Annotated in this window: 15 protein-coding genes; 6 read left to right on the top strand and 9 right to left on the bottom strand. The window is 64.8% G+C overall.

The features are described from left to right. Position 1: 1 nt before the first annotated feature. The 5 genes from xylB to B5J99_RS16040 all read right to left on the bottom strand — a co-directional run bounded on the left by xylB (position 2) and on the right by B5J99_RS16040 (position 6,804). Entirely contained in the window at positions 2-793 is a 792-nt protein-coding gene (gene xylB / locus B5J99_RS16060) for a D-xylose 1-dehydrogenase (RefSeq protein ID WP_117352972.1), read from the bottom strand. Then, the gene (locus tag B5J99_RS16055) at positions 790-1,923 is read right to left on the bottom strand and encodes a fumarylacetoacetate hydrolase family protein (protein WP_117352971.1); all 1,134 of its coding nucleotides are present in this window, start codon (positions 1,921-1,923) and stop codon (positions 790-792) included. The genes xylB and B5J99_RS16055 overlap by 4 nt, the downstream gene beginning before the upstream one ends. A 95-nt stretch (positions 1,924-2,018) precedes the next feature. Continuing rightward, on the bottom strand, positions 2,019-3,680 hold the full coding sequence (locus B5J99_RS16050; protein ID WP_425456411.1) for a glycoside hydrolase family 43 protein: 1,662 nt from the start codon (positions 3,678-3,680) through the stop codon (positions 2,019-2,021). 121 nt (positions 3,681-3,801) lie between these two features. Then, on the bottom strand, positions 3,802-6,153 hold the full coding sequence (locus B5J99_RS16045) for a putative bifunctional diguanylate cyclase/phosphodiesterase (protein WP_117352970.1): 2,352 nt from the start codon (positions 6,151-6,153) through the stop codon (positions 3,802-3,804). Positions 6,154-6,159: 6 nt separating this feature from the next. Continuing rightward, positions 6,160-6,804 (bottom strand): cupredoxin domain-containing protein, encoded by a 645-nt coding sequence (locus tag B5J99_RS16040; protein ID WP_069050180.1) that lies wholly within the window; start codon positions 6,802-6,804, stop codon positions 6,160-6,162. Positions 6,805-6,968: 164 nt separating this feature from the next. On the opposite strand from B5J99_RS16040, the gene B5J99_RS16035 reads away from it, so the two are divergent. From B5J99_RS16035 to B5J99_RS16025, 3 genes are all read left to right on the top strand, one after another. After that, positions 6,969-7,853, top strand: coding sequence for a DUF3034 family protein (locus B5J99_RS16035; protein ID WP_069050179.1), 885 nt, complete (start codon positions 6,969-6,971; stop codon positions 7,851-7,853). Between the two features lie 22 nt (positions 7,854-7,875). Further along, on the top strand, positions 7,876-8,445 hold the full coding sequence (locus B5J99_RS16030; RefSeq protein ID WP_117352969.1) for a group I truncated hemoglobin: 570 nt from the start codon (positions 7,876-7,878) through the stop codon (positions 8,443-8,445). 96 nt (positions 8,446-8,541) lie between these two features. Beyond that, complete coding sequence (locus B5J99_RS16025) at positions 8,542-9,324, top strand: Coq4 family protein (protein WP_117352968.1); 783 nt, start codon at positions 8,542-8,544, stop codon at positions 9,322-9,324. A 42-nt stretch (positions 9,325-9,366) separates the two neighbouring features. Here the strand turns inward: B5J99_RS16025 and B5J99_RS16020 are convergent, their stop codons facing one another. The 3 genes from B5J99_RS16020 to cysD are packed head-to-tail and all read right to left on the bottom strand — an operon-like array spanning position 9,367 to position 12,922. After that, entirely contained in the window at positions 9,367-10,107 is a 741-nt protein-coding gene (locus B5J99_RS16020; protein ID WP_069050178.1) for a 3'(2'),5'-bisphosphate nucleotidase CysQ, read from the bottom strand. After that, positions 10,104-12,008, bottom strand: coding sequence for a sulfate adenylyltransferase subunit CysN (cysN, locus tag B5J99_RS16015; RefSeq protein WP_117352967.1), 1,905 nt, complete (start codon positions 12,006-12,008; stop codon positions 10,104-10,106). The genes B5J99_RS16020 and cysN overlap by 4 nt, the downstream gene beginning before the upstream one ends. Further along, positions 12,008-12,922 (bottom strand): sulfate adenylyltransferase subunit CysD, encoded by a 915-nt coding sequence (gene cysD, locus B5J99_RS16010; RefSeq protein ID WP_054136413.1) that lies wholly within the window; start codon positions 12,920-12,922, stop codon positions 12,008-12,010. Before cysD ends, cysN begins: the two co-directional genes overlap by 1 nt. A gap of 89 nt (positions 12,923-13,011) precedes the next feature. On the opposite strand from cysD, the gene B5J99_RS16005 reads away from it, so the two are divergent. The 3 genes from B5J99_RS16005 to B5J99_RS15995 all read left to right on the top strand — a co-directional run bounded on the left by B5J99_RS16005 (position 13,012) and on the right by B5J99_RS15995 (position 17,112). Beyond that, positions 13,012-14,070 (top strand): helix-turn-helix transcriptional regulator, encoded by a 1,059-nt coding sequence (locus B5J99_RS16005; RefSeq protein ID WP_117352966.1) that lies wholly within the window; start codon positions 13,012-13,014, stop codon positions 14,068-14,070. A 115-nt stretch (positions 14,071-14,185) separates the two neighbouring features. Continuing rightward, positions 14,186-16,582, top strand: a complete 2,397-nt coding sequence (locus B5J99_RS16000) for a M1 family metallopeptidase (RefSeq protein ID WP_245991657.1) — start codon at positions 14,186-14,188, stop codon at positions 16,580-16,582. Continuing rightward, positions 16,579-17,112, top strand: coding sequence for a DUF6702 family protein (locus B5J99_RS15995; protein ID WP_211337834.1), 534 nt, complete (start codon positions 16,579-16,581; stop codon positions 17,110-17,112). The genes B5J99_RS16000 and B5J99_RS15995 overlap by 4 nt, the downstream gene beginning before the upstream one ends. Here the strand turns inward: B5J99_RS15995 and B5J99_RS15990 are convergent. Beyond that, complete coding sequence (locus B5J99_RS15990) at positions 17,087-18,421, bottom strand: alkaline phosphatase PhoX (RefSeq protein ID WP_117352965.1); 1,335 nt, start codon at positions 18,419-18,421, stop codon at positions 17,087-17,089. The genes B5J99_RS15995 and B5J99_RS15990 overlap by 26 nt on opposite strands. Positions 18,422-18,448: the final 27 nt, after the last annotated feature.

Raw genomic sequence — 18,448 nt, 5'->3', positions numbered from 1 at the left:
GTCAGCGCCAGCCTGCATCGACGAAGTATTCGTGACCGGTGCACATCCGCGCATCGTCCGAGGCGAGGAACAGCGCCAGTGCTGCGACATCGTCGGGCTGGATCCGCTCGCTCAGGCACTGTGCGGCGACGATCTCGGCCTCGCCTTCGGGGGTGTACCATTGCTCCTGGCGCGGGGTCTGCACATTGCCGGGCACGATGGTGGTGACGCGGATGTTGTCGCGCCCGAGATCGCGCGCCAGCCCCCGGGTCATTCCCTCGATCGCGGCCTTGGCGGTCTGGTACAGCACCAGATCCGCCAGCCCCAGATGCCAGCTGATCGACCCGAAGTTGATGATCACGCCGCCGCCAGCGGCCTGCATCGCCGGCACCACAGCCTGCGCGGCGAAGAACAGGTGGCGCAGATTGGTGGCCATGCGGTCATCCCAGTAATCGGGCGTCACCTCCATCACCGTGTGACGGTCGTCATTGGCGGCGTTGTTGAGCAGGATGTCGATCCCGCCCAGTTCGGCCCTCACACCGTCAAGACAGGCCTTGAGCGCATCGATATCGCGCAGGTCGCAATGGACGAAATGCGTCCCCGCCAGCCGGGCGGCAAGCGCATGGCCCGCTGCATGGTTGACGTCGACGAAAGCGACATGCGCGTCTTGCTGGACAAACCGTTCCACCAGCGCAGCGCCGATTCCGGTGGCGCCTCCGGTAACGAGTACCCGCTTGCCCGAAAGGCTGGGATAGATGGCGGAGTCGAACCCCGACTGCAACTGGTCTGCCTGCAATATCGTCGTGCTGGTCATGCCGCACCCCGCAGCAGGCCACGGCCTGCCAGATTGGCCATCAGCGCGCCGATGCCCATCTGCCAGGGCGGTGCATCGCGAGAGGTCACCACAGTGTTGACCAGCCGACCCAGCTTGCGGTTCTCGATAGCGACGATGTCGCCCACCTTGTGGGTGAATCCCCGCCCGGGCTCGTCGCGGTCCTCGACCGGGGCGAACAACGTGCCCATGAACAGCACGAAGCCATCGGGATACTGGTGCTCGCTCAGCGTCTGGCGCACCAGATCGAGCGGGTCGCGGCTGATCTCGCGCATGTTGCTTTCGCCGTTGAGGACGAAGCCGTCCTCGCCGGTGATGGTCAGGCGCACATCGGCCTGGCGGACGTCGTCGAGCGTGAAGCTGCTGTCGAACAGGCGCACCAGCGGGCCGAGTGCGCACGATGCATTGTTGTCCTTGGCCTTGCCCAGTAGCAGCGCCGACCGGCCCTCGAAATCGCGCAGGTTGACATCATTGCCCAGCATTGCGCCGACCGGATTGCCGGCGCTGCTCACCAGCAGGGCAATCTCCGGCTCGGGATTGTTCCAGTGGGAATCGGAGCGGATGCCGATCGCCGCATCGGCGCCGACCGAGGCAAGCACGGGCGCCTTGGTGAACACCTCGGCATCGGGGCCGATCGCAACTTCCAGATATTGCGACCACAGCCCGTCTTCGATCAGGGCAGTCTTGAGTGCGGCGGCTTCGGCCGAGCCTGGAACGACCGAGCGGATCGAGCCGCCGACGCGGGTTTCCAGCCGCTCGCGGATCGCGGACGCCGCATTCCAGTCGCCGCGCGCGCTCTCCTCGATCACTCGTTCGATCGCCGAGACCGCAAAGGTGACGCCGCACGCCTTGATGCACTGCAGATCGACCGGGCTGAGCAGATGTTCGTCTGCAAATGCGAAGCGGCCGAGATGCTCGCCGCCATTGCCGGTAAAATCGCCACGCTCGATCAAGGCTGTCATGGTGGGGGCGACCTGCGCCATGTCGTACAGCTCGCCGCCTACGACCAGAAAGGGGCTGGGGCCGACCTCGGTCAATCTGCGCCCGGCGAACACGCCCGTCATCCAGTCGTCGGGCATCGCCGACCGATTAGCTTGGGGATCCCCCTCCATGTAAAACACCTTGCTGTTCTTGTGATAGCGCTACCATCATACTTTTGGCGGGCTTGTCAAGCGCGTAGCATCAGATCGAACAAAGATGGCGCGGGTCAGGGGGTGTGGACATAGGGGCCGACCAGCGTTCCGGTGAAGCCGCGCGCCCGCCGGGTGCTGAGGAACCGGGCATCCAGACCGGCCTTGAGCGTGCGCGACCGGCCGCCTGCCGCATAGTCGAAGGCCATATTGCCGCCGTCGGCACGGATGGTAAGCGTGACCGGGCCCTGCGATTCCAGGGGATGCGCGGCCACCAGCGTATCTACGTCGGCCCGGTCGCGGACGAACAGCGCAACCATCGGCTTGCCCTCCATGCGGGTGATGCCGAAGAAGAGGAAGGACTGGTCGGACTGCATGGCCGCCAGCCCGGCCCGGGCGCCATCCTTGTCCGGGGCATATTCCAGCACCGTCGACATGGTGGCGATGTGGTGCTGCTGGCGTCTGCCGATAAAGCCAGGCACTCCGCTCTGGTCGCCCATGGCCGCTGCGCCCTCGATCACGAGCGCACCGCGGTCGAGCCGATGGAAAGGCGCCTTGGGCGTCCGCACCGTCAGCCATTGCGGCGCGAGGGCAGGGCCATCGAAGCTGTCGATATAGCCGAAGTCGCCCGACAGAGGCGGCGAGGCAGGGGTGTCGGCGGCAAGCGCAGGGCGCTTCGCGACAAAGGGGATGCGTTCGCCATCAGGCAGAATGAGTGGCCAGCCAGCGCGCCACGTCACCGGCAGCAGGAATGTCTCGCGGCCGATATTGTAGGTGTCGTCGTCATAGGGCCGGGTGGCGAGGAAGGTCGCCCACCATTCGCCATCGGGTGTCTGGACGAACTTGGCGTGCCCTGCCGACGTGACCGGGTTGGGCCGCCTGGGATCGAGCGTGCGCTGGCTGAGAATGGGGTTGCCGGCATAGGGCGTGTAAGGCCCGCGCAGTTGGGAGGATCGCAGCACCACTTCGCTGTGCTTGTCGCCGGTGCCGCCTTCTGCCGCGATCAGATAGTAGAAGCCGTCCTTGCGGATGATGTGCGGTCCCTCGATCCAGATCGGCTTGGTACGCAGGTCGATGCCGCCATTGACCAGCTGCGTGCTCTCGCCGACCATCGTGCCCGCCCGCCAGTCGAACTCCTGGATCCAGATCGCGCGGTGGCCATCATAGCGCGGCGGCTCGTCGGGTGCGCGGTTGTTGACGATGTATGCCCTGTCGCCGTCCCAGTGGATCGACGGATCGATGCCTTCGAACGGAAGCCATGTCGGGTCGGACCAGGGGCCGGCGGGGTTCTTGGCGGTGATAAAGAAATTGTCCCGGCACCCCACACAGGTCCCGACGATGTAGAAGGTGCCATCGTGCCAGGAGATGTCGGGAGCAAACACGCCCTTTGACACCTGAAGCCCGGTGAAGTCGAGCTGGCCGGGCCGGTCGATGGCGTTGCCGATCTGCTTCCAGGTGACCAGATCGCGCGAATGGAAGATCGGCAGGCCGGGAAAATGAGTGAAGGTCGAGGTGACGAGATAGTAATCCTCGCCCACCCGGGTGATCGAGGGATCGGGATAATAGCCCGAGAGCACCGGGTTGCGATATTGGCCCGGCCCCACCGTCACCTGCTCCTGCGAGCGGCCCTCATAGCGAAACTCCTCGAACCGCGCGGGCGAGGCGAGCGCGAGCGGCGACATCGTCGCTGCGAGCCCGGCCGCTGCCGTTATCAGTCCCAGCTTTGTCCGCGATGCCATCTTCATCCTCCATGCTGCGCCCGCTCGCTCAGAGTGCGGACGTTCGAGGCGCCTGGGAATAACTCAGACAATTATGCGTGTCAAAGCTGTCTGATGGGTTTGGCTGGAATGGCCAGTCCGGTCAGGCGACGCGGCGGGCCCTCCCGTGCTCTGCGGCTTCGCCGGGCTCGGCCTGAGTGTAGCGCATGTCGGCGATCATCGCATCGACCAGCTCGATCCCGACCGGACGGCTGAACAGATAGCCCTGGATGTTCGAGCATCCCTGCGCGCGCAGTGCCTCGAGCTGGTCCTTGTCCTCGACGCCCTCGGCAATCGTTTCCATCCCCAGCGCCGAGGCGAGCGCGGTAATAGCGCCGATGATCGCCTGCGAGCTGATGTCGGTCGCCAGATCGTCGACGAAGCTCTTGTCGATCTTGATCTTGTCGAACGGGAAAGAGCGCAGGTAATTGAGTGAGCTGTATCCCGTGCCGAAATCGTCGAGCGCGATCCGGACCCCGCAATCGCGCAGCGCATTGAGCATCGCGGTGGTGCGCTCGATGTTGTCGATGAACAGCGATTCGGTCACCTCGAGCTCGAGCCTGTTGGGCTTGAGCCCGGCCTTGTCGAGCGCCTGCATTACCAGCAGCGGCAATCCGGCATTCTTGAACAGCACCGGCGAGAGGTTCACCGCGATGCGGATGTCATCGGGCCATTGGCCCGCGCGCTGGCAGGCCTCGTTGAGCACCCATTCGCTGATCGGCACGATCATGCCGGTGTCTTCGGCCAACGGAATGAACTCGGCGGGTGACACTAGCCCACGCAAAGGGTGCTGCCAGCGGACCAGCGCCTCAAAGCCCATGACGCGGTTTTTCTCGAGGCTGAACAACGGCTGGTAATTCAGCAGGAACTGCCCCTCGCGCACCGCCTCGCGCATGTCGATTTCCATCTGATGGCGCTTGCGGGCCTCGAGATCCATCGCTTGCTCGAAGAAGCACGAGCAATTGCGGCCCTCCTTCTTTGCGCGATAGAGCGCGAGATCGGCATTCTTGATCAGCTCGTCGGGGCAATCGCCATCCGTCGGCGCTACAGCGATCCCGATGCTGGAGCTGGTCTCGAGCCGGTGGTCGGAGAGCTGGAAGGCGGAGTGGAACACCGCGCTGACCCGGTCCGCGAGCAGCGCGATCTTGGCATGGGGTTCGATCTGGTCGATCAGGATGGCAAATTCGTCGCCGCCCTGGCGGCTGATCAGCGCGCCGGGCATGCTGGTACGAAGCCGCTCGGCAACCGCGCGCAGCAGCTCGTCACCCACGGGATGACCCAGCGTGTCGTTGACCGCCTTGAAGTTGTCGAGATCGAAATACATGATCGCGATGCGGTGGGTGCTGGCGCGCCTGCCAAGCGCGAACTCCAGCTGCTCGGCGAAAAGCTTGCGGTTGGGCAATCCGGTCAGCTCGTCGTGCAGCGCGATATGGGTGATCCGCTCCTCGCGCTCCTTGATCGATTCGACCATCGAGTTGAAGCTGTCTGCAAGCCGTCCGACCTCGTCATCGGTGGTGATCGACACCGTATCGCGCGACCCGCGACTGATCTCACGCGCGGCGTTTTCCAGCGTGGCGATCGGGCGGGTGATCCCGCGCGAAACGAATGCGCCGATCAGCACCGAGAGGGTCAGGCCCACCGCGCTCAGTGCCAGCAGCAGATATTTGATCGGGTTGTATTCGGCCAGCGCGCTGCTCAGCTCATAGCGCAGCACCACCCGGGGCTTGAGGCTGGTGTCGAGCGCGGGAAGGGGCTTCGACCAGTAGAGGACGCGTTCGCCATCGAGCCGCGTTTCGACCGGGGCCCTGCCGCTGGCCTGCGACAGGTCGATCCCGCCCGGCAGCGGGCCGGACGCGCGGATCCGCGCTGACATGCCTGCAGGTGCGAGCCGCGCCAATTCGCGCATTGCGGCAGCATCGAGCGGCCTCGCCAGCACCAGCCAGCCCGCCAGATCGGGGATGAGGATCGGTGCGGCGACCGCGTTGTGATAGCGACCGCCCACCTGGAACACGCCGCGATCGATCCCTGAATCGACCGCCTCCCATAATGCGTCCTGTTCGGTCGCGTTCATCGGGGCGCCGGTGCTGATGAAGTCGCCCTGCAGCGGGATCATGATCGCCAGCGGAGCGCCCGCCCTGACCCTCAGGCTTTCGAGCGCGCTGGTGATGGTCGGCTGGTCGTCGAGTGCGAAAGCTTCGCGGAACCCGAAATCTGCCGCCAGAACGTCCGCCGACGTCCGCATCTGCCTGGCCTGAAGTTCCAGGATCTTGTCGAAGGTCGCGGCGTTGGTCGCCATTTCCTTGGTGGCCACGCTCTCGGCGTAACGCTCGACCCCATCGGTCGCGACGATGATGAAGGCGCCGAAGGTGAGCGCGATCACCACGCCATACCAGACCGTGATGCGGGTGGCGAGCGACCGGAAGCGTCCGCGGAGCGGCAGGGTGGAGGAGTCCATCGCGCGTTACTTCTGGGTACGCAGATCGACCGAGATCGCGCGCGTGGTCGGCTGGCCTGCAGCAAGCATCACGGCTTCCTCGTGCTCGCCGGTGCGGCTGCGCAGCGCGGGATGCCAGACCTTGACGACGGCCGCGCCACCGGGAAGCTGGGCGAGGCGGACCTGGCCGTTGTGATCGGTCTTGGCGGCATAGGGGGTGTCGACCACCTTGACATAGCCACGCATCTGGTCGTGGATCTTGCAGCCCAGCGCGACGCTGCCGGCCACCGCGAAGCTGTGGCTGCGGGTCTCGTCGCGACCATAAAGCTGGATGTCGATCTTGGCCGATTTGGAGAAGCTGTAGATGCTGTGACGTACCTTGTCCTGGTTGGGGAAGCGCACCGTGGCGCCCGCCGGGACGATCAGCGTTCCGGGGGTGAAGGCGATGTTCGCTTGCGCCATGTCATATTTCCAACCGAAGCGGATCGGCCCGCTGGAGGCGCCGGCCTTGGGGTACACCATCACCACGGCATCGCGGACGGGAAGACCGCTGGCCTGCCGGACGGTGAGCGCCAGCGTGGCGGGCCCTGCGGCCTGGGATGATGGCACGGCAAGGCAGGCGAGAACGGCGGCACTGAGGGCGGCAACGAACGGGGCGCGGGGGGTAGTCATCCTCTCGGAGCTAGCCCGCAAGAGTTAAAAAGTTGCTGCTTCCGTTAGGAAACTCAACGGTTTAAGCCGTCAAAAACCGTGATTCTGCATATTTTACATTTGGCGGCAATTTGGGGGCATCATGCTTAACTCTTGGTTAGGCAGTTCTGAATTACCCGCCGGTCATGAACGTTCATCCTGCTCTGCGCACCCTTGCGTGCCTGATCGGCCTTGCCGCCCTTTCCAATCTTCCGGCGCATGCACAGGACCTGCGCAACGGCGGCAAACTGCTGCTGACCAACGGCGTGAGCACCATCGAGGGTTCAGGTGGTGGCGGGCTGGCCACCTGGAGCACGATCGCGGGCAATGCGACGCAGGAGGGCATCGGCGGGTCGGCGCACGGCACGATCATCGAACTGCCCGATTACAACTGGACCAGCTACGGCGTCTCTCTGGGCTTTTTCGATCGGCTGGAACTGAGCTATGCGCGTCAGAACCTCGACACCATCGACATCGGAACAGCGCTGGGCCTGGGGCGGGGATATACGCTGAACCAGGATGTTTTCGGCGCCAAGCTGAAGCTGGCGGGCGATGTCGTCTATGGCGATCCGCTGATGCCGCAGATCGCCATCGGGGTGCAGCACAAACGATCGAGCGACGATGCGGTCGTCGCCGCGGTCGGGGCCGCATCGCCGCATGGCACCGATTTCTATATCAGCGCGACCAAGCTATTCCTGTCGCACAGCCTGCTCGCCAACGCGACAGTGCGGTTCACCAAGGCCAACCAGGCCGGGCTGCTCGGCTTCGGCAGCGCGACGCAGAACAATCACAAGCCGCAATTCGAAGGCTCGATCGCCTATCAGTTCTCGCGTCGGTTCGTGGTCGGGGGCGAATATCGCACCAAGCCCGACAACCTGGCCATCGCGCGCGAGGATGACTGGGTGGACCTGTTTGCCGCCTATGCCCTGACCCGCAACGTCACGGTTACCGCCGCCTATGTCGACCTCGGCAGTGTCGCGACCGCCGAAAAGCAGCGCGGCGCGTTTCTTTCGCTCCAGGCCGCCTTTTGAAATTCCGGACAGGACCACGGACATGATCAGCCTCATCTTTGCCCTCACACTGGCCAGCTTCCAGGACATGCCGGTGGATGCCGTGCCCGACATCGCCAGCGAGAGCCAAAGCGAAGCTGAAGCCGAAGCCGAAGCCGCAGCCAAGCCCGAGCCTCAGCGCGATCCGGTGACCGGGGAGCTTCCGGTCAATCCCTATCAGCCATCCAATGCGCACGCCGGCGCTGCGCCGTTTGCAGGCACCGGCATGAGCGATGCCTTTCACGGGCAGGAAGGCATACGCCGTGTCGTCAACGGCATGGTCGACCGCGCCATCGTCGATCCGAGGATTTCGGAGGTCTTCGTCTCGCATGATCTGGTCCGGCTGCGCCGCACGCTGTTCGAGCAGTTCTGCCACATCCTCAATGCCGGATGCGACTATACCGGGCGTGACATGGCGACATCGCACCGCGACCTCGGTTTGCAGATCGATGATCTCAATGTTCTGGTCGAGAACCTGCAGGCGGCGATGGCGGATGAACGGGTCGGCTTTGCCGCGCAGAACCGCCTCCTCTCCAAGCTTGCCCCGATGAAGCGCGATGTCGTCACTCGCTGATCACTCTGGCCCTGCGCAGGCGGGGCATTTCCAAACCGCTGCGGGCATGATATTAACACAGGTGTAAGTCCAGACTCCACTCGCCGATCAGGTGCCATGATGACAGACGCCGTGTTTCGCCATCCCGACCGCCCCGTGCCGAAGTTTCGGCCCTTCAAGGCGATGCACCATTTCCGCAAGCTGGTGGCGGACAAGGAAGACACCGAGCAGGTGTTCCACATCTTCCAGTGCCTCCCGCGGATGGGCCTCGTCGATGAGGCGAAGGCCTTCGTCTACAGCGATTTCGGCAAGGCGCTGCGCGAGAGCGAGCCCTATCTGCCCGATCTGCTCGACGATCATGCAAGGCTGCGCGCCATGCCCAAGGGGAGCGTCGCGCATGCCTATGTCGATTTCATGGAGCGCGAGGGGCTGAGCGCTGCCGGACTGGTCGAGGAATACGACCGGTTCCAGAGGGGGCGCCGCTATGGCGACCTGATCGAATGGTACATCAACCGGCTGCGCGACACGCATGACCTGCTGCATGTGCTCACCGGCTATGGCCGCGATGCGCTGGGCGAGCAGTGTGTGCTGGCGTTCACCTATGGCCAGAACCCCGCGCCCGGCAACATCTTCATCGCCTATATGGGCGCACTCAACATGACCCGGACGGTGCGCAGCGATGCGCCGGTGTTCAAGGCGATCGGCGAGGCGAAGCGGCTGGGCAAGGCGTGCCCGCGCATTTCCGAGCAGTCGATCGCGTCGCTGCTCGCCGAGCCGCTGGCCCAGGCCCGCAAGCGGCTGAACATCACCCCGGCGGCGTTTTACGGGATGGCGCACGACCGGCTGCGTGCGCGCGGCATCGATCCTTATGACCTGCTCGGCAAGGCCCGGACTGCCTGAGCGTGGCTCAGGCAGTCTGAGGCTGTCCGGGCGCGCCCACCGTCAGTCGGTGAGCGCGCGCATCGCCATGAGCACCCGCTCGGTCCATTCCGGGCGGCAGATCAGCAGGTCGGGCATGTAGGTGTCGGCCTGGTTGTAGACGAGGGGAGTTCCGTCGGCGCGGCTGACGTGGAGCCCATGCGCTGCGGCGACCGCGACCGGGGCGCAGCTGTCCCATTCGAACTGGCCGCCGGTGTGCAGATAGATTTCCGCCTCGCCGCGCACGATCGCCATCGCCTTGGCGCCCGCGCTGCCCATCGGCAGAAGTTCGGCCGCCAGCGTCTCGGCTACCGCGAGCGCCTCTTTCGCGGGGCGGGTTCGGCTGACAACCATGCGCGGAATGGGCGCGCCCGGCGGCAGCGGCTGGGGCCGGTCGCTGCGCAACACGACATCAAGCGCGGGCAACGCAACCGCACCGATACTGGCGACGCCATCGATAGATAGCCCGATATGCACCGCCCAGTCGGCGCGCTCCTCGCCATATTCGCGGGTGCCATCGACCGGATCGATGATCCACACGCGGCGGTGCGCGAGCCGCTCCAGATTGTCCTTTTCCTCTTCGGACAACAGGCCGTCATCGGGCCGCTGCTGGCGCAGGGCATGGACCAGCAGCTGGTTCGCGGTCTGGTCGCCGGCCTTGCCCAGCGATGCGCCTGACACCAGCCCCGATTGCCTGACGTCGAGCAGGATGCGGCCTGCGGTGTGCGCCAGATGCGCGGCAAGGTCGCCATCGGTCATACTCATTTCAGCGGCATCAGCTGGCGAATGATATGCTCGGCGGCTTCCCCAGGCGTCATCGCGACCGTATTGACGCGGATGTCGGGGGTTTCGGGCGGCTCATAGGGGCTGTCGATCCCGGTGAAGTTCTTGAGCGCGCCCGCACGGGCCTTCTTGTAGAGGCCCTTGACGTCGCGCGCCTCGGCGACCTCGAGCGGGGTATCGACGAAGATCTCGATGAACTCGCCCTCTGGCAGCATCTTGCGTACCATTTCGCGTTCGGCGCGGAACGGGCTGATGAACGCGGTGAGCACGATCAGACCGGCATCGGCCATCAGCTTGGCAACTTCTCCGACCCGGCGGATGTTCTCGATCCGGTCGGCTTCGGTAAAGCCAAGGTCGCGGTTGAGACCGTGCCGGACATTGTCACCATCAAGCAGGAAGGTGTGCCGGTTCATCAGGTTGAGTGACTTTTCGACCTCGTTGGCAATGGTCGACTTGCCCGATCCGGAAAGCCCGGTGAACCACAGCACCTTGGGCTTCTGGTTCTTGAGGCCGGCATGGACCTCGCGGGTGATGTCGGTCGCCTGCCAGTGGACGTTCTGCGCGCGGCGCAGCGAGAAATGCAGCATGCCCGCCGCCACGGTGCGGTTGGTGAGCTTGTCGACAAGCACGAACCCGCCCAGCGTCCGGCTGTCGGCATAGGCTTCGAACACGATAGGCTTGTCGGTGGCGATCTCGGCGACACCGATCGCGTTGAGCTCGAGCGTCTTGCACGCAAGATGCTCAAGCGTGTTGACGTTGACGGTGTATTTGGGCTGCTGCACCGTCACCGACACGGTCTGGGTGCCGAGCTTGAGCCAATAGGACCGGCCCACCAGCATCGCCTCGTCGTCCATCCACACGATGGTCGCCTCGAACTGGTCGGCTACCTCGGGCGGGTTGTCCGCGGTGGCGATGACATCGCCGCGCGAACAGTCGATCTCGTCGGCGAGGCACAATGTCACCGACTGGCCCACAACCGCCTCGTCGAGATCGCCCTCAAGCGTGACGATGCGGCTGATGGTGCTGGTCTTGCCCGAGGGCAGCACGCGCACGGCATCACCTGGCCTCACCGATCCACCCGCGATCAGCCCGGAAAAGCCCCGGAAATCGAGATTGGGGCGGTTGACCCACTGGACCGGCATGCGGAACGGGCGCGTCTGTTCCTGCGCGCTGTTCACTTCGACCTCTTCGAGATGCGCGATCAGGCTGGGGCCGGTGTACCAGGGCGTGTTGGCCGAGGGGGCGGTGATGTTGTCGCCCTTGAAGCCGCTGATCGGCATCGCGGTGAAAGCGGTGATGCCGATGCTGGTAGCAAATTCGCGATATTCGGCGACGATCTCGTCGAAGCGGGTCTGGCTGTAGTCCACCAGATCCATCTTGTTGACCGCCAGCACGATGTTGCGGATGCCGATGAGGTGCGCGAGATAGCTGTGCCGCCGCGTCTGGGTGAGCACCCCCTTGCGCGCATCGATCAGGATGACGGCAAGGTCCGCGGTCGAGGCGCCGGTGACCATATTGCGGGTATACTGTTCATGCCCCGGAGTGTCCGCGACGATGAACTTGCGCTTTTCGGTGTTGAAGAAGCGATAGGCGACATCGATGGTGATGCCCTGCTCGCGCTCGGCGGCGAGGCCATCGACCAGCAGCGCAAAGTCGATCTCCTGCCCCTGGGTGCCGACGCGCTTGCTGTCGGCCTCGAGCGCGGCGAGTTGGTCCTCGAAGATCATCTTGCTGTCGTACAGCAGCCGTCCGATCAGCGTCGACTTGCCGTCGTCCACCGATCCGCAAGTGATGAAGCGCAGCATCGTCTTGTGCTGGTGGACGTCGAGATAGGCGTGGATGTCCTCGGCGATGAGAGCCTCGGTCTGATAAGCGTTGTCCATCAGAAATAGCCCTCCTGCTTCTTCTTTTCCATGCCCGCGCCGCCGGCATCCTTGTCGATCACCCGGCCCTGACGTTCCGAGGTGGTGGTGAGCAGCGTTTCCTGGATGACCTCGGGCAGCGTGCTTGCGGTGCTCTCGACCGCGCCGGTGAGCGGGAAGCAGCCCAGGGTGCGGAAGCGGATCGACCGATCGGTGATCTCGGGCGTGCGGCCCAGCACCCGGGTCAGCCGCTCGACATCATCGGCCATGAACAGCTGCCCCTCCCATTCGAAGGTCGGGCGGACGGCGGCAAAATAGAGCGGCACGATAGGCACATCGTTGAGCTGGATGTACTGCCAGATGTCGAGTTCGGTCCAGTTGCTGATCGGGAAGACGCGGATGCTCTCGCCCTTGTTCTTGCGGGCGTTGTAGAGGTTCCACAGTTCGGGACGCTGGTTCTTGGGGTCCCAGCCATGGCTTGCGGTGCGGAACGAGAAGATGCGCTCCTTGGCGCGGCTCTTTTCCTCGTCGCGCCGCGCACCGCCGAAGGCCGCGTCGAACCCGTGCAGGTCGAGCGCCTGTTTGAGGCCTTCTGTCTTCCACATGTCGGTGTGCAGCGGGCCATGGTCGAAAGGGTTGATCCCGCGCTCAGCGGCTTCGGGGTTCTGGTAGACCAGCAGCTCCATCCCGCTCTCGCGAGCCATCCGGTCGCGCAGCGCGTACATGTCCTTGAACTTCCAGGTGGTATCGACGTGCAGCAGCGGGAAGGGCGGCGGCGAGGGATAGAATGCCTTGCGCGCCAGATGCAGCATCACCGCGCTGTCCTTGCCCACCGAATACAGCATCACCGGCTTTTCCGCCTGAGCCACCACTTCGCGCATGATGTGGATCGCTTCGGCCTCGAGTCGTTCGAGATGGGTCAGGGTGCGGGTCATCGCGTGGTTGGCTCCGTGTTTCGTGATCATCGCAATGGCATAGTGTGTAGGGGCTTGAACCTCCCAGATGGGAGGGTAGAAGCAATGCCATGCGTTTTGACGATGGCCTGCTGGAATCGCTGCATGAGGGGATGTTCGAAACCCCCCTGTGGGACGGATTCCTGAAACGCTTGCGCGTGGCGGCGGGTGCGACCTGCGCCATGCTTGTGATCCGTCCAGAGGGTCAGTCCGACGTGGCTGAGCTGCTGGCAGGCGAAGGTCCGACCGCCGCGCTGAAGGGCCACATGCTGGCGGCCCAGATGCGCGAAGGCCGGGGGTATGCGCTCGATGACCTGCTGGAGTCGGCCAACCGGCATGATCGCGATCAGGTGCGGCAGGCCATGCAGGCTGCGCGGATCACGGCCGTGCGCGCAGTGCGGATCACCGAGCCCAGCGGCGTGGATGGCTGGCTCGCCTGTGCCGGCGGTCGTGCGCTCGGCTCTGCTTCCGGCGCGTTGCTGCTAGGGCTGGCACCGCATCTGCGGATCGCCCTGCGCAGTTTTGCCGCGCTTGAGCGTGAACGCTTTCGCTCGGCCGTCACCGGAGAGGCCTTCAACAGGCTCAAGATCGCCTGGCTCACGCTGGACACGCAGGGACGGATCGTCGAATCGACGCAGAATATGGAGCAGATGTTCCAGTGGGGCACACTGCTGCGGCGCGGCCGATACGACCGCCTTGTGCCTGCATCGCCATCCGTCGATCGCCAGCTTGCCGCCTATCTCAAGCAGGTGGCATCGGGCCGGACGATGCGTCCTCTGGCGATCCGGCTCAGCCAGGATCCGTGGCTCGACATGCTGGTGGCGCCGTTGCAGGGCGATACCCTTTCGGGACATCGGTCCGCAGCAGTCATCGTCTATGTCAGCGGCGACCGGCGGTCGCAGGCGGATCGTTGCGAGCAGCTGGTCGATCTGTTCGGGCTGCTGCCCAGCGAGGCGCGATTGGCCTGGCTGCTGGCGCAGGCGACGAGCATAGCCGAAGCGGCGGAAACCCTGGGGATCACGGTGGAGACCGCGCGGAATTATTCCAAGAAGATCTACGCCAAGACCGGCGCGCGCGGCCATGCCGAGCTGGTGCGGGTGATCATGACCAGCGTGCTGGCGCTGAGTTAGCTGCGACAGGCCGAGCCATCGACGCTCCGTTCGGCATTGACCTGCATGCTATAGTGTAACATTCCTGTCCCCCATAACCAGACCGGGGCATCAAGCCCCGATAGAGGGGGTCGTCTTGCGTCGTCACTTTACCGTATCCGCGTCTGCGCTCGCATGCGCCGTTTCCATCCTTGTAACGCCTGCACTCGCCAGCCCGGTCGAGCAGACCAAGGGCAATTACGAGGACAAGTTCCGCCAGCTCGAGGGCGAGGACTGGCCGACCCCGACCGATTACCGCAACGCCTCCGGCGCGCCCGGCTACCGCTACTGGCAGCAGAAGGTCGATTACGACGTCCAGGCGCGGCTCGACGAGGCCAAGCGCATGGTCAGCGGCACCCAGACGGTGCGCTACCAGAACAATTCGCCCGACGCGCTGCCCTATTTGTGGCTGCTGCTCGATCAGAACGATTACAAGCGCGATTCGATCGCGGCGATGACCGAGACCGTATCGGGCGACAAGATCAGCCTTGCCGAAGTGCGCCGCGTCAAGCGCATGCAGGAATGGGAGGGCGGCTTCACCATATCTGCGGTGCGCGACGCCTCGGGCAAGGCTCTGCCGTTCACCGTGGTCGACAGCCTGCTGCGCATCGATCTGGGGCAGGCTGTCGCGCCCAATGGCGGCGAAACCAGCTTCTTCATCGACTGGTCGTTCCCGATGGTCGAGAACAAGGTCGTCGGCGGCCGATCGGGTTACGAGTGCTTCACCCAGCCCGGCGAGGACGGCAACTGCATCTTCGAGGGCGCGCAATGGTTCCCGCGGCTCGCGGTCTATTCGGACTATGAAGGCTGGCACAACAAGGCGTTCATCGGCTCGGGCGAGTTCACGCTGGAGTTCGGCGATTATCGCGTCGCGCTGACCGTGCCTTCCGATCATGTCGTCTCGGCCACTGGCGTGCTGCAGAACCCCGATGCGGTGCTCAGCGCGGCGCAGCGCCAGCGACTCGAACAGGCCAAGACCGCAACCAGCCCGGTCTATGTCGTGACGCCCGAAGAAGCCGTGGCCGCAGAGCGCGGCAAGGCAACGGGCGAGAAGACCTGGGTGTTCGCGGCGGAAAACGTGCGTGATTTCGGCTGGGCCTCGTCGCGCAAGTTCGCCTGGGATGCGCTGGGCGTGAAACAGGATTTCGCCGAACAGCCCCTGGTGATGGCGATGAGCTTTTTCCCCAAGGAAGCCCGGCCTTTGTGGGATGCGTATTCGACCAAGTCGATCGCGCACACCATCGATGTCTACGGGAAGTTTGCCTTCCCCTATCCCTATCCTGTCGCGCAGTCGGTCAACGGTCCGGTGGGCGGCATGGAGTATCCGATGATCACCTTCAACGGCCCGCGCCCGGTGAAGGACAAGAAGACCGGCAACCTCACTTACACCGACCGCGCCAAATACGGGCTGATCGGCGTGGTGATCCACGAGATCGGCCACAACTGGTTCCCGATGATCGTCAATTCTGACGAGCGGCAGTGGACCTGGATGGACGAGGGGCTCAACACCTTCCTGCAGTTCCAGGCGGAAAAATTGTGGGACAAAGATTATCCAGCGCGCCGCGGCGAGCCCAAGGATATCGCCGAATACATGCTCTCGACCAACCAGATGCCGCTGATGACCCAGTCGGATTCGGTGCTGCAGTTCGGGGCCAACGGCTATGGCAAGCCCGCCACCGCGCTGACGATCCTGCGCGAGACGGTGCTGGGCCGCGAACTGTTCGACCGCGCGTTCCGCGAATATGCGGAACGCTGGCGGTTCAAGCACCCCACGCCCTATGACTTCTTCCGCACGATGGAGGAAAGCTCGGGCGTCGATCTCGACTGGTTCTGGCGCGGTTGGTTCTATTCGACCGACCATGTCGACATTGCGCTCGACAAGGTGGTGCGCGCCACGCTGGAGCCTGCGGATGCGACCGCCGCTGCCGCCGCGCGCAAGAGGGAGCGCGATACCGAGCCGAAGTCGCTCACCGCCCAGCGCAACGCCGGGCAGCAGACCGTGGTCGAACGCGACCCGGCTACGCGCGACTTCTATGACGCGGTCGATCCGCTCGACGCCACCGCTGCCGACAAGCGCAAGGCTGCGGAGGCCTATGCCGACCTGACTGCAGAGGAAAAGGCCGCGCGGCAGGTGACCGACAATTTCTACCGCTTCAGCTTCGCCAACCGCGGCGGGCTGGTGATGCCGGTGATCCTCAAGATGGATTTTGCCGACGGATCGAGCGAGACCGCGCGCATCCCCGCCGAAGTGTGGCGCTACAACCAGAAGAACGTGACCTGGCAGTTCGTGACGGCAAAGACCCTGGTCCGGGCGGAGGTCGATCCGCTGTGGGAAACCGCCGATGCCGATCGTTCGAACAACATCTATGCAGGCCAGATCGATCCCAGGACGTTGAAGATCGACACGCCCGAAGAAGGCAAGAACCGGATGAAGGATTCGGACATGAAGGTGCTGCCCGATTCGCTACGCACCTATGACGTGCCGCCGAAATGAGGGGTTTGCGACTGATCGCCGGTGCTCTGGCGCTGGCCGCTGCTGCAACGTTCACGTCTCAGGCCGGAGCGCATCGCGGGCATGATGCGATGAGCGTCGTCACGCTGGCGGACAATGGCGCGGTCACCGTGTCGCACCGGTTCGAGGCGCATGATCTGGAACCGGCGCTGGCCGAGATCGCGCCCGATGCGCAGACCAGCCTGGATGATCCCGCTGCGATTGAGGAACTGAAGACCTATCTGCTCGCGCATTTCAGCCTGTCCGCCGATGGCGCGCCGGTGGCGCTAACCGTCGGGTCGGTCGAGATCGGGGTGCGCGATGTGCGGGTGGACTATACCGGCAGCGTGATCGGCAATCCCAGGGCGCTGGAAGTGCGGTCGACCATCCTGCGCGATATCTATCCGCGCCAGGTCAACCAGGTCGTGGTGCGGCGTGGCCCGAGCGTGCAGACGCTGCGCTTTGCAGGGGGCGAGGCCAAGACGGTGATGCTGCGCCCCGGCCCGGTCATGCCGAGCCCCAAGGCCCGGTGATCGCAAGCGTCATCGCGGGACTGTAGAGGTTGACGAACAGCGTCGATCCATCGGGCGAGAAGCACGCGCCGGCAAGCTCGGTCTGCTGGCGGCAGCGACCCAGCGTGTAGAGATCGCCCGCCGGGGTCACCCCGCGCAGGTGGTTGTTCACGATCAGCGAATACTGGTCCTCGCACACCACCAGATGGCCGTTCGGCGCAACGGTCAAGTTGTCGCCGAAGTTGAACAGCGCCGGATCGCTGGATTCCACGAAATTCTGCAGCGTCCCTGGAGACGTGCGTTCGCCGGCCTGGCCCTCCGCCTTGCTGGGGCGATAGCGCATCACCTGACCGAGCTTGGCCGCGCCGCCCGAGGTGCAGCAGAAATAGATCGATCCGTTGCCGAAATGCACGCCCTCGCCGCGCGCAAACCGCGCAGCGCCTGCAGCATGGCCGCGAAGCCGCAGATCGTCATCGGGGCTGTGGGTGCCGTCGAGATCGACCCAGCGCACCGGCCTGCCGGTACCGCGCGGCAAAGTCACCTCGGACCAGTTGCGCGTGTCGTCCAGCCCCGGTTCGACAAAGGCCAGCGCCTGCAGCCTGCCGCCAGCGGCAAGCTCGCCGCGCCTGGCTGGGAGGAAGCGATAGAACAGCGAATCGTCGCGGTCCTCGGTCAGGTAGACGATGCCGGTCGCCGGATCGACCGCGGCGGCCTCGTGGTTGAACCGCCCCATGGCGGTGAGCGGGACCGGCTCGACCAGGCCCTTGTGCGCGGCGGGAACCTCGAACACCCAGCCATGATCGCGCGCTACGCCATTGCCCGCGCGGGTGACATCCTCCTCGCAGGTCAGCCAGCTGCCCCAGGGGGTGATGCCGCCCGAGCAGTTGCGGATCGTGCCCGCGAGGCTCTGATACTGCGCCTCGACCCGTCCGCGGCGCAGATCATAGATCAGCGTTGAGGTGCCGCCGGGCAGGGCGCGGCCGTCGTTGGTCCGGTCGTAGGCCAGGGCGACCGCGCGTTCGCCAAATGGTCCCGATCCGTGGTGCTTGACCTGCAGTTCGTGGTTGCGCACCAGCGCGACGCGGTGGCGATCGAGCGCGAAGCATCCCATGCCGTCGGCACGGTCGCCCACGACATGCCCGTCGTCCATGGCGTCGCCCGCGCGCGAGATAACCCGATAGGCATAGCCCCGCGGCAGGTCGATTACGCCCTCGGGGTCCAGCACCAGATCGGCGCTCGACACACTGGCGCCTAGCCCCCGGGCAGTGCACCCGGCAAGCCCGGCAAAGGCGAGCGCGGTCAGGCTCTTGGCAAACTCGCGGCGATCCATTTTCCCGCCCTTCTTGCTGGTGATGGA

Origin of the sequence: Blastomonas fulva (assembly GCF_003431825.1) — a bacterium.
GTDB classification, from domain to species: domain Bacteria; phylum Pseudomonadota; class Alphaproteobacteria; order Sphingomonadales; family Sphingomonadaceae; genus Blastomonas; species Blastomonas fulva.
Note: the sequence above shows the minus strand (reverse complement) of the source record. Positions and strands in the feature narration are given on the sequence as shown.

Bases quoted from the DNA above. Each gene is read 5' to 3' on its own strand.
- xylB (WP_117352972.1), bottom strand. From the start codon at position 793: ATGACCAGCACGACGATATTGCAGGCAGACCAGTTGCAGTCGGGGTTC.
- B5J99_RS16055 (WP_117352971.1), bottom strand. From the start codon at position 1,923: ATGGAGGGGGATCCCCAAGCTAATCGGTCGGCGATGCCCGACGACTGG.
- B5J99_RS16050 (WP_425456411.1), bottom strand. From the start codon at position 3,680: ATGGCATCGCGGACAAAGCTGGGACTGATAACGGCAGCGGCCGGGCTC.
- B5J99_RS16045 (WP_117352970.1), bottom strand. From the start codon at position 6,153: ATGGACTCCTCCACCCTGCCGCTCCGCGGACGCTTCCGGTCGCTCGCC.
- B5J99_RS16040 (WP_069050180.1), bottom strand. From the start codon at position 6,804: ATGACTACCCCCCGCGCCCCGTTCGTTGCCGCCCTCAGTGCCGCCGTT.
- B5J99_RS16035 (WP_069050179.1), top strand. From the start codon at position 6,969: ATGAACGTTCATCCTGCTCTGCGCACCCTTGCGTGCCTGATCGGCCTT.
- B5J99_RS16030 (WP_117352969.1), top strand. From the start codon at position 7,876: ATGATCAGCCTCATCTTTGCCCTCACACTGGCCAGCTTCCAGGACATG.
- B5J99_RS16025 (WP_117352968.1), top strand. From the start codon at position 8,542: ATGATGACAGACGCCGTGTTTCGCCATCCCGACCGCCCCGTGCCGAAG.
- B5J99_RS16020 (WP_069050178.1), bottom strand. From the start codon at position 10,107: ATGAGTATGACCGATGGCGACCTTGCCGCGCATCTGGCGCACACCGCA.
- cysN (WP_117352967.1), bottom strand. From the start codon at position 12,008: ATGGACAACGCTTATCAGACCGAGGCTCTCATCGCCGAGGACATCCAC.
- cysD (WP_054136413.1), bottom strand. From the start codon at position 12,922: ATGACCCGCACCCTGACCCATCTCGAACGACTCGAGGCCGAAGCGATC.
- B5J99_RS16005 (WP_117352966.1), top strand. From the start codon at position 13,012: ATGCGTTTTGACGATGGCCTGCTGGAATCGCTGCATGAGGGGATGTTC.
- B5J99_RS15995 (WP_211337834.1), top strand. From the start codon at position 16,579: ATGAGGGGTTTGCGACTGATCGCCGGTGCTCTGGCGCTGGCCGCTGCT.
- B5J99_RS15990 (WP_117352965.1), bottom strand. From the start codon at position 18,421: ATGGATCGCCGCGAGTTTGCCAAGAGCCTGACCGCGCTCGCCTTTGCC.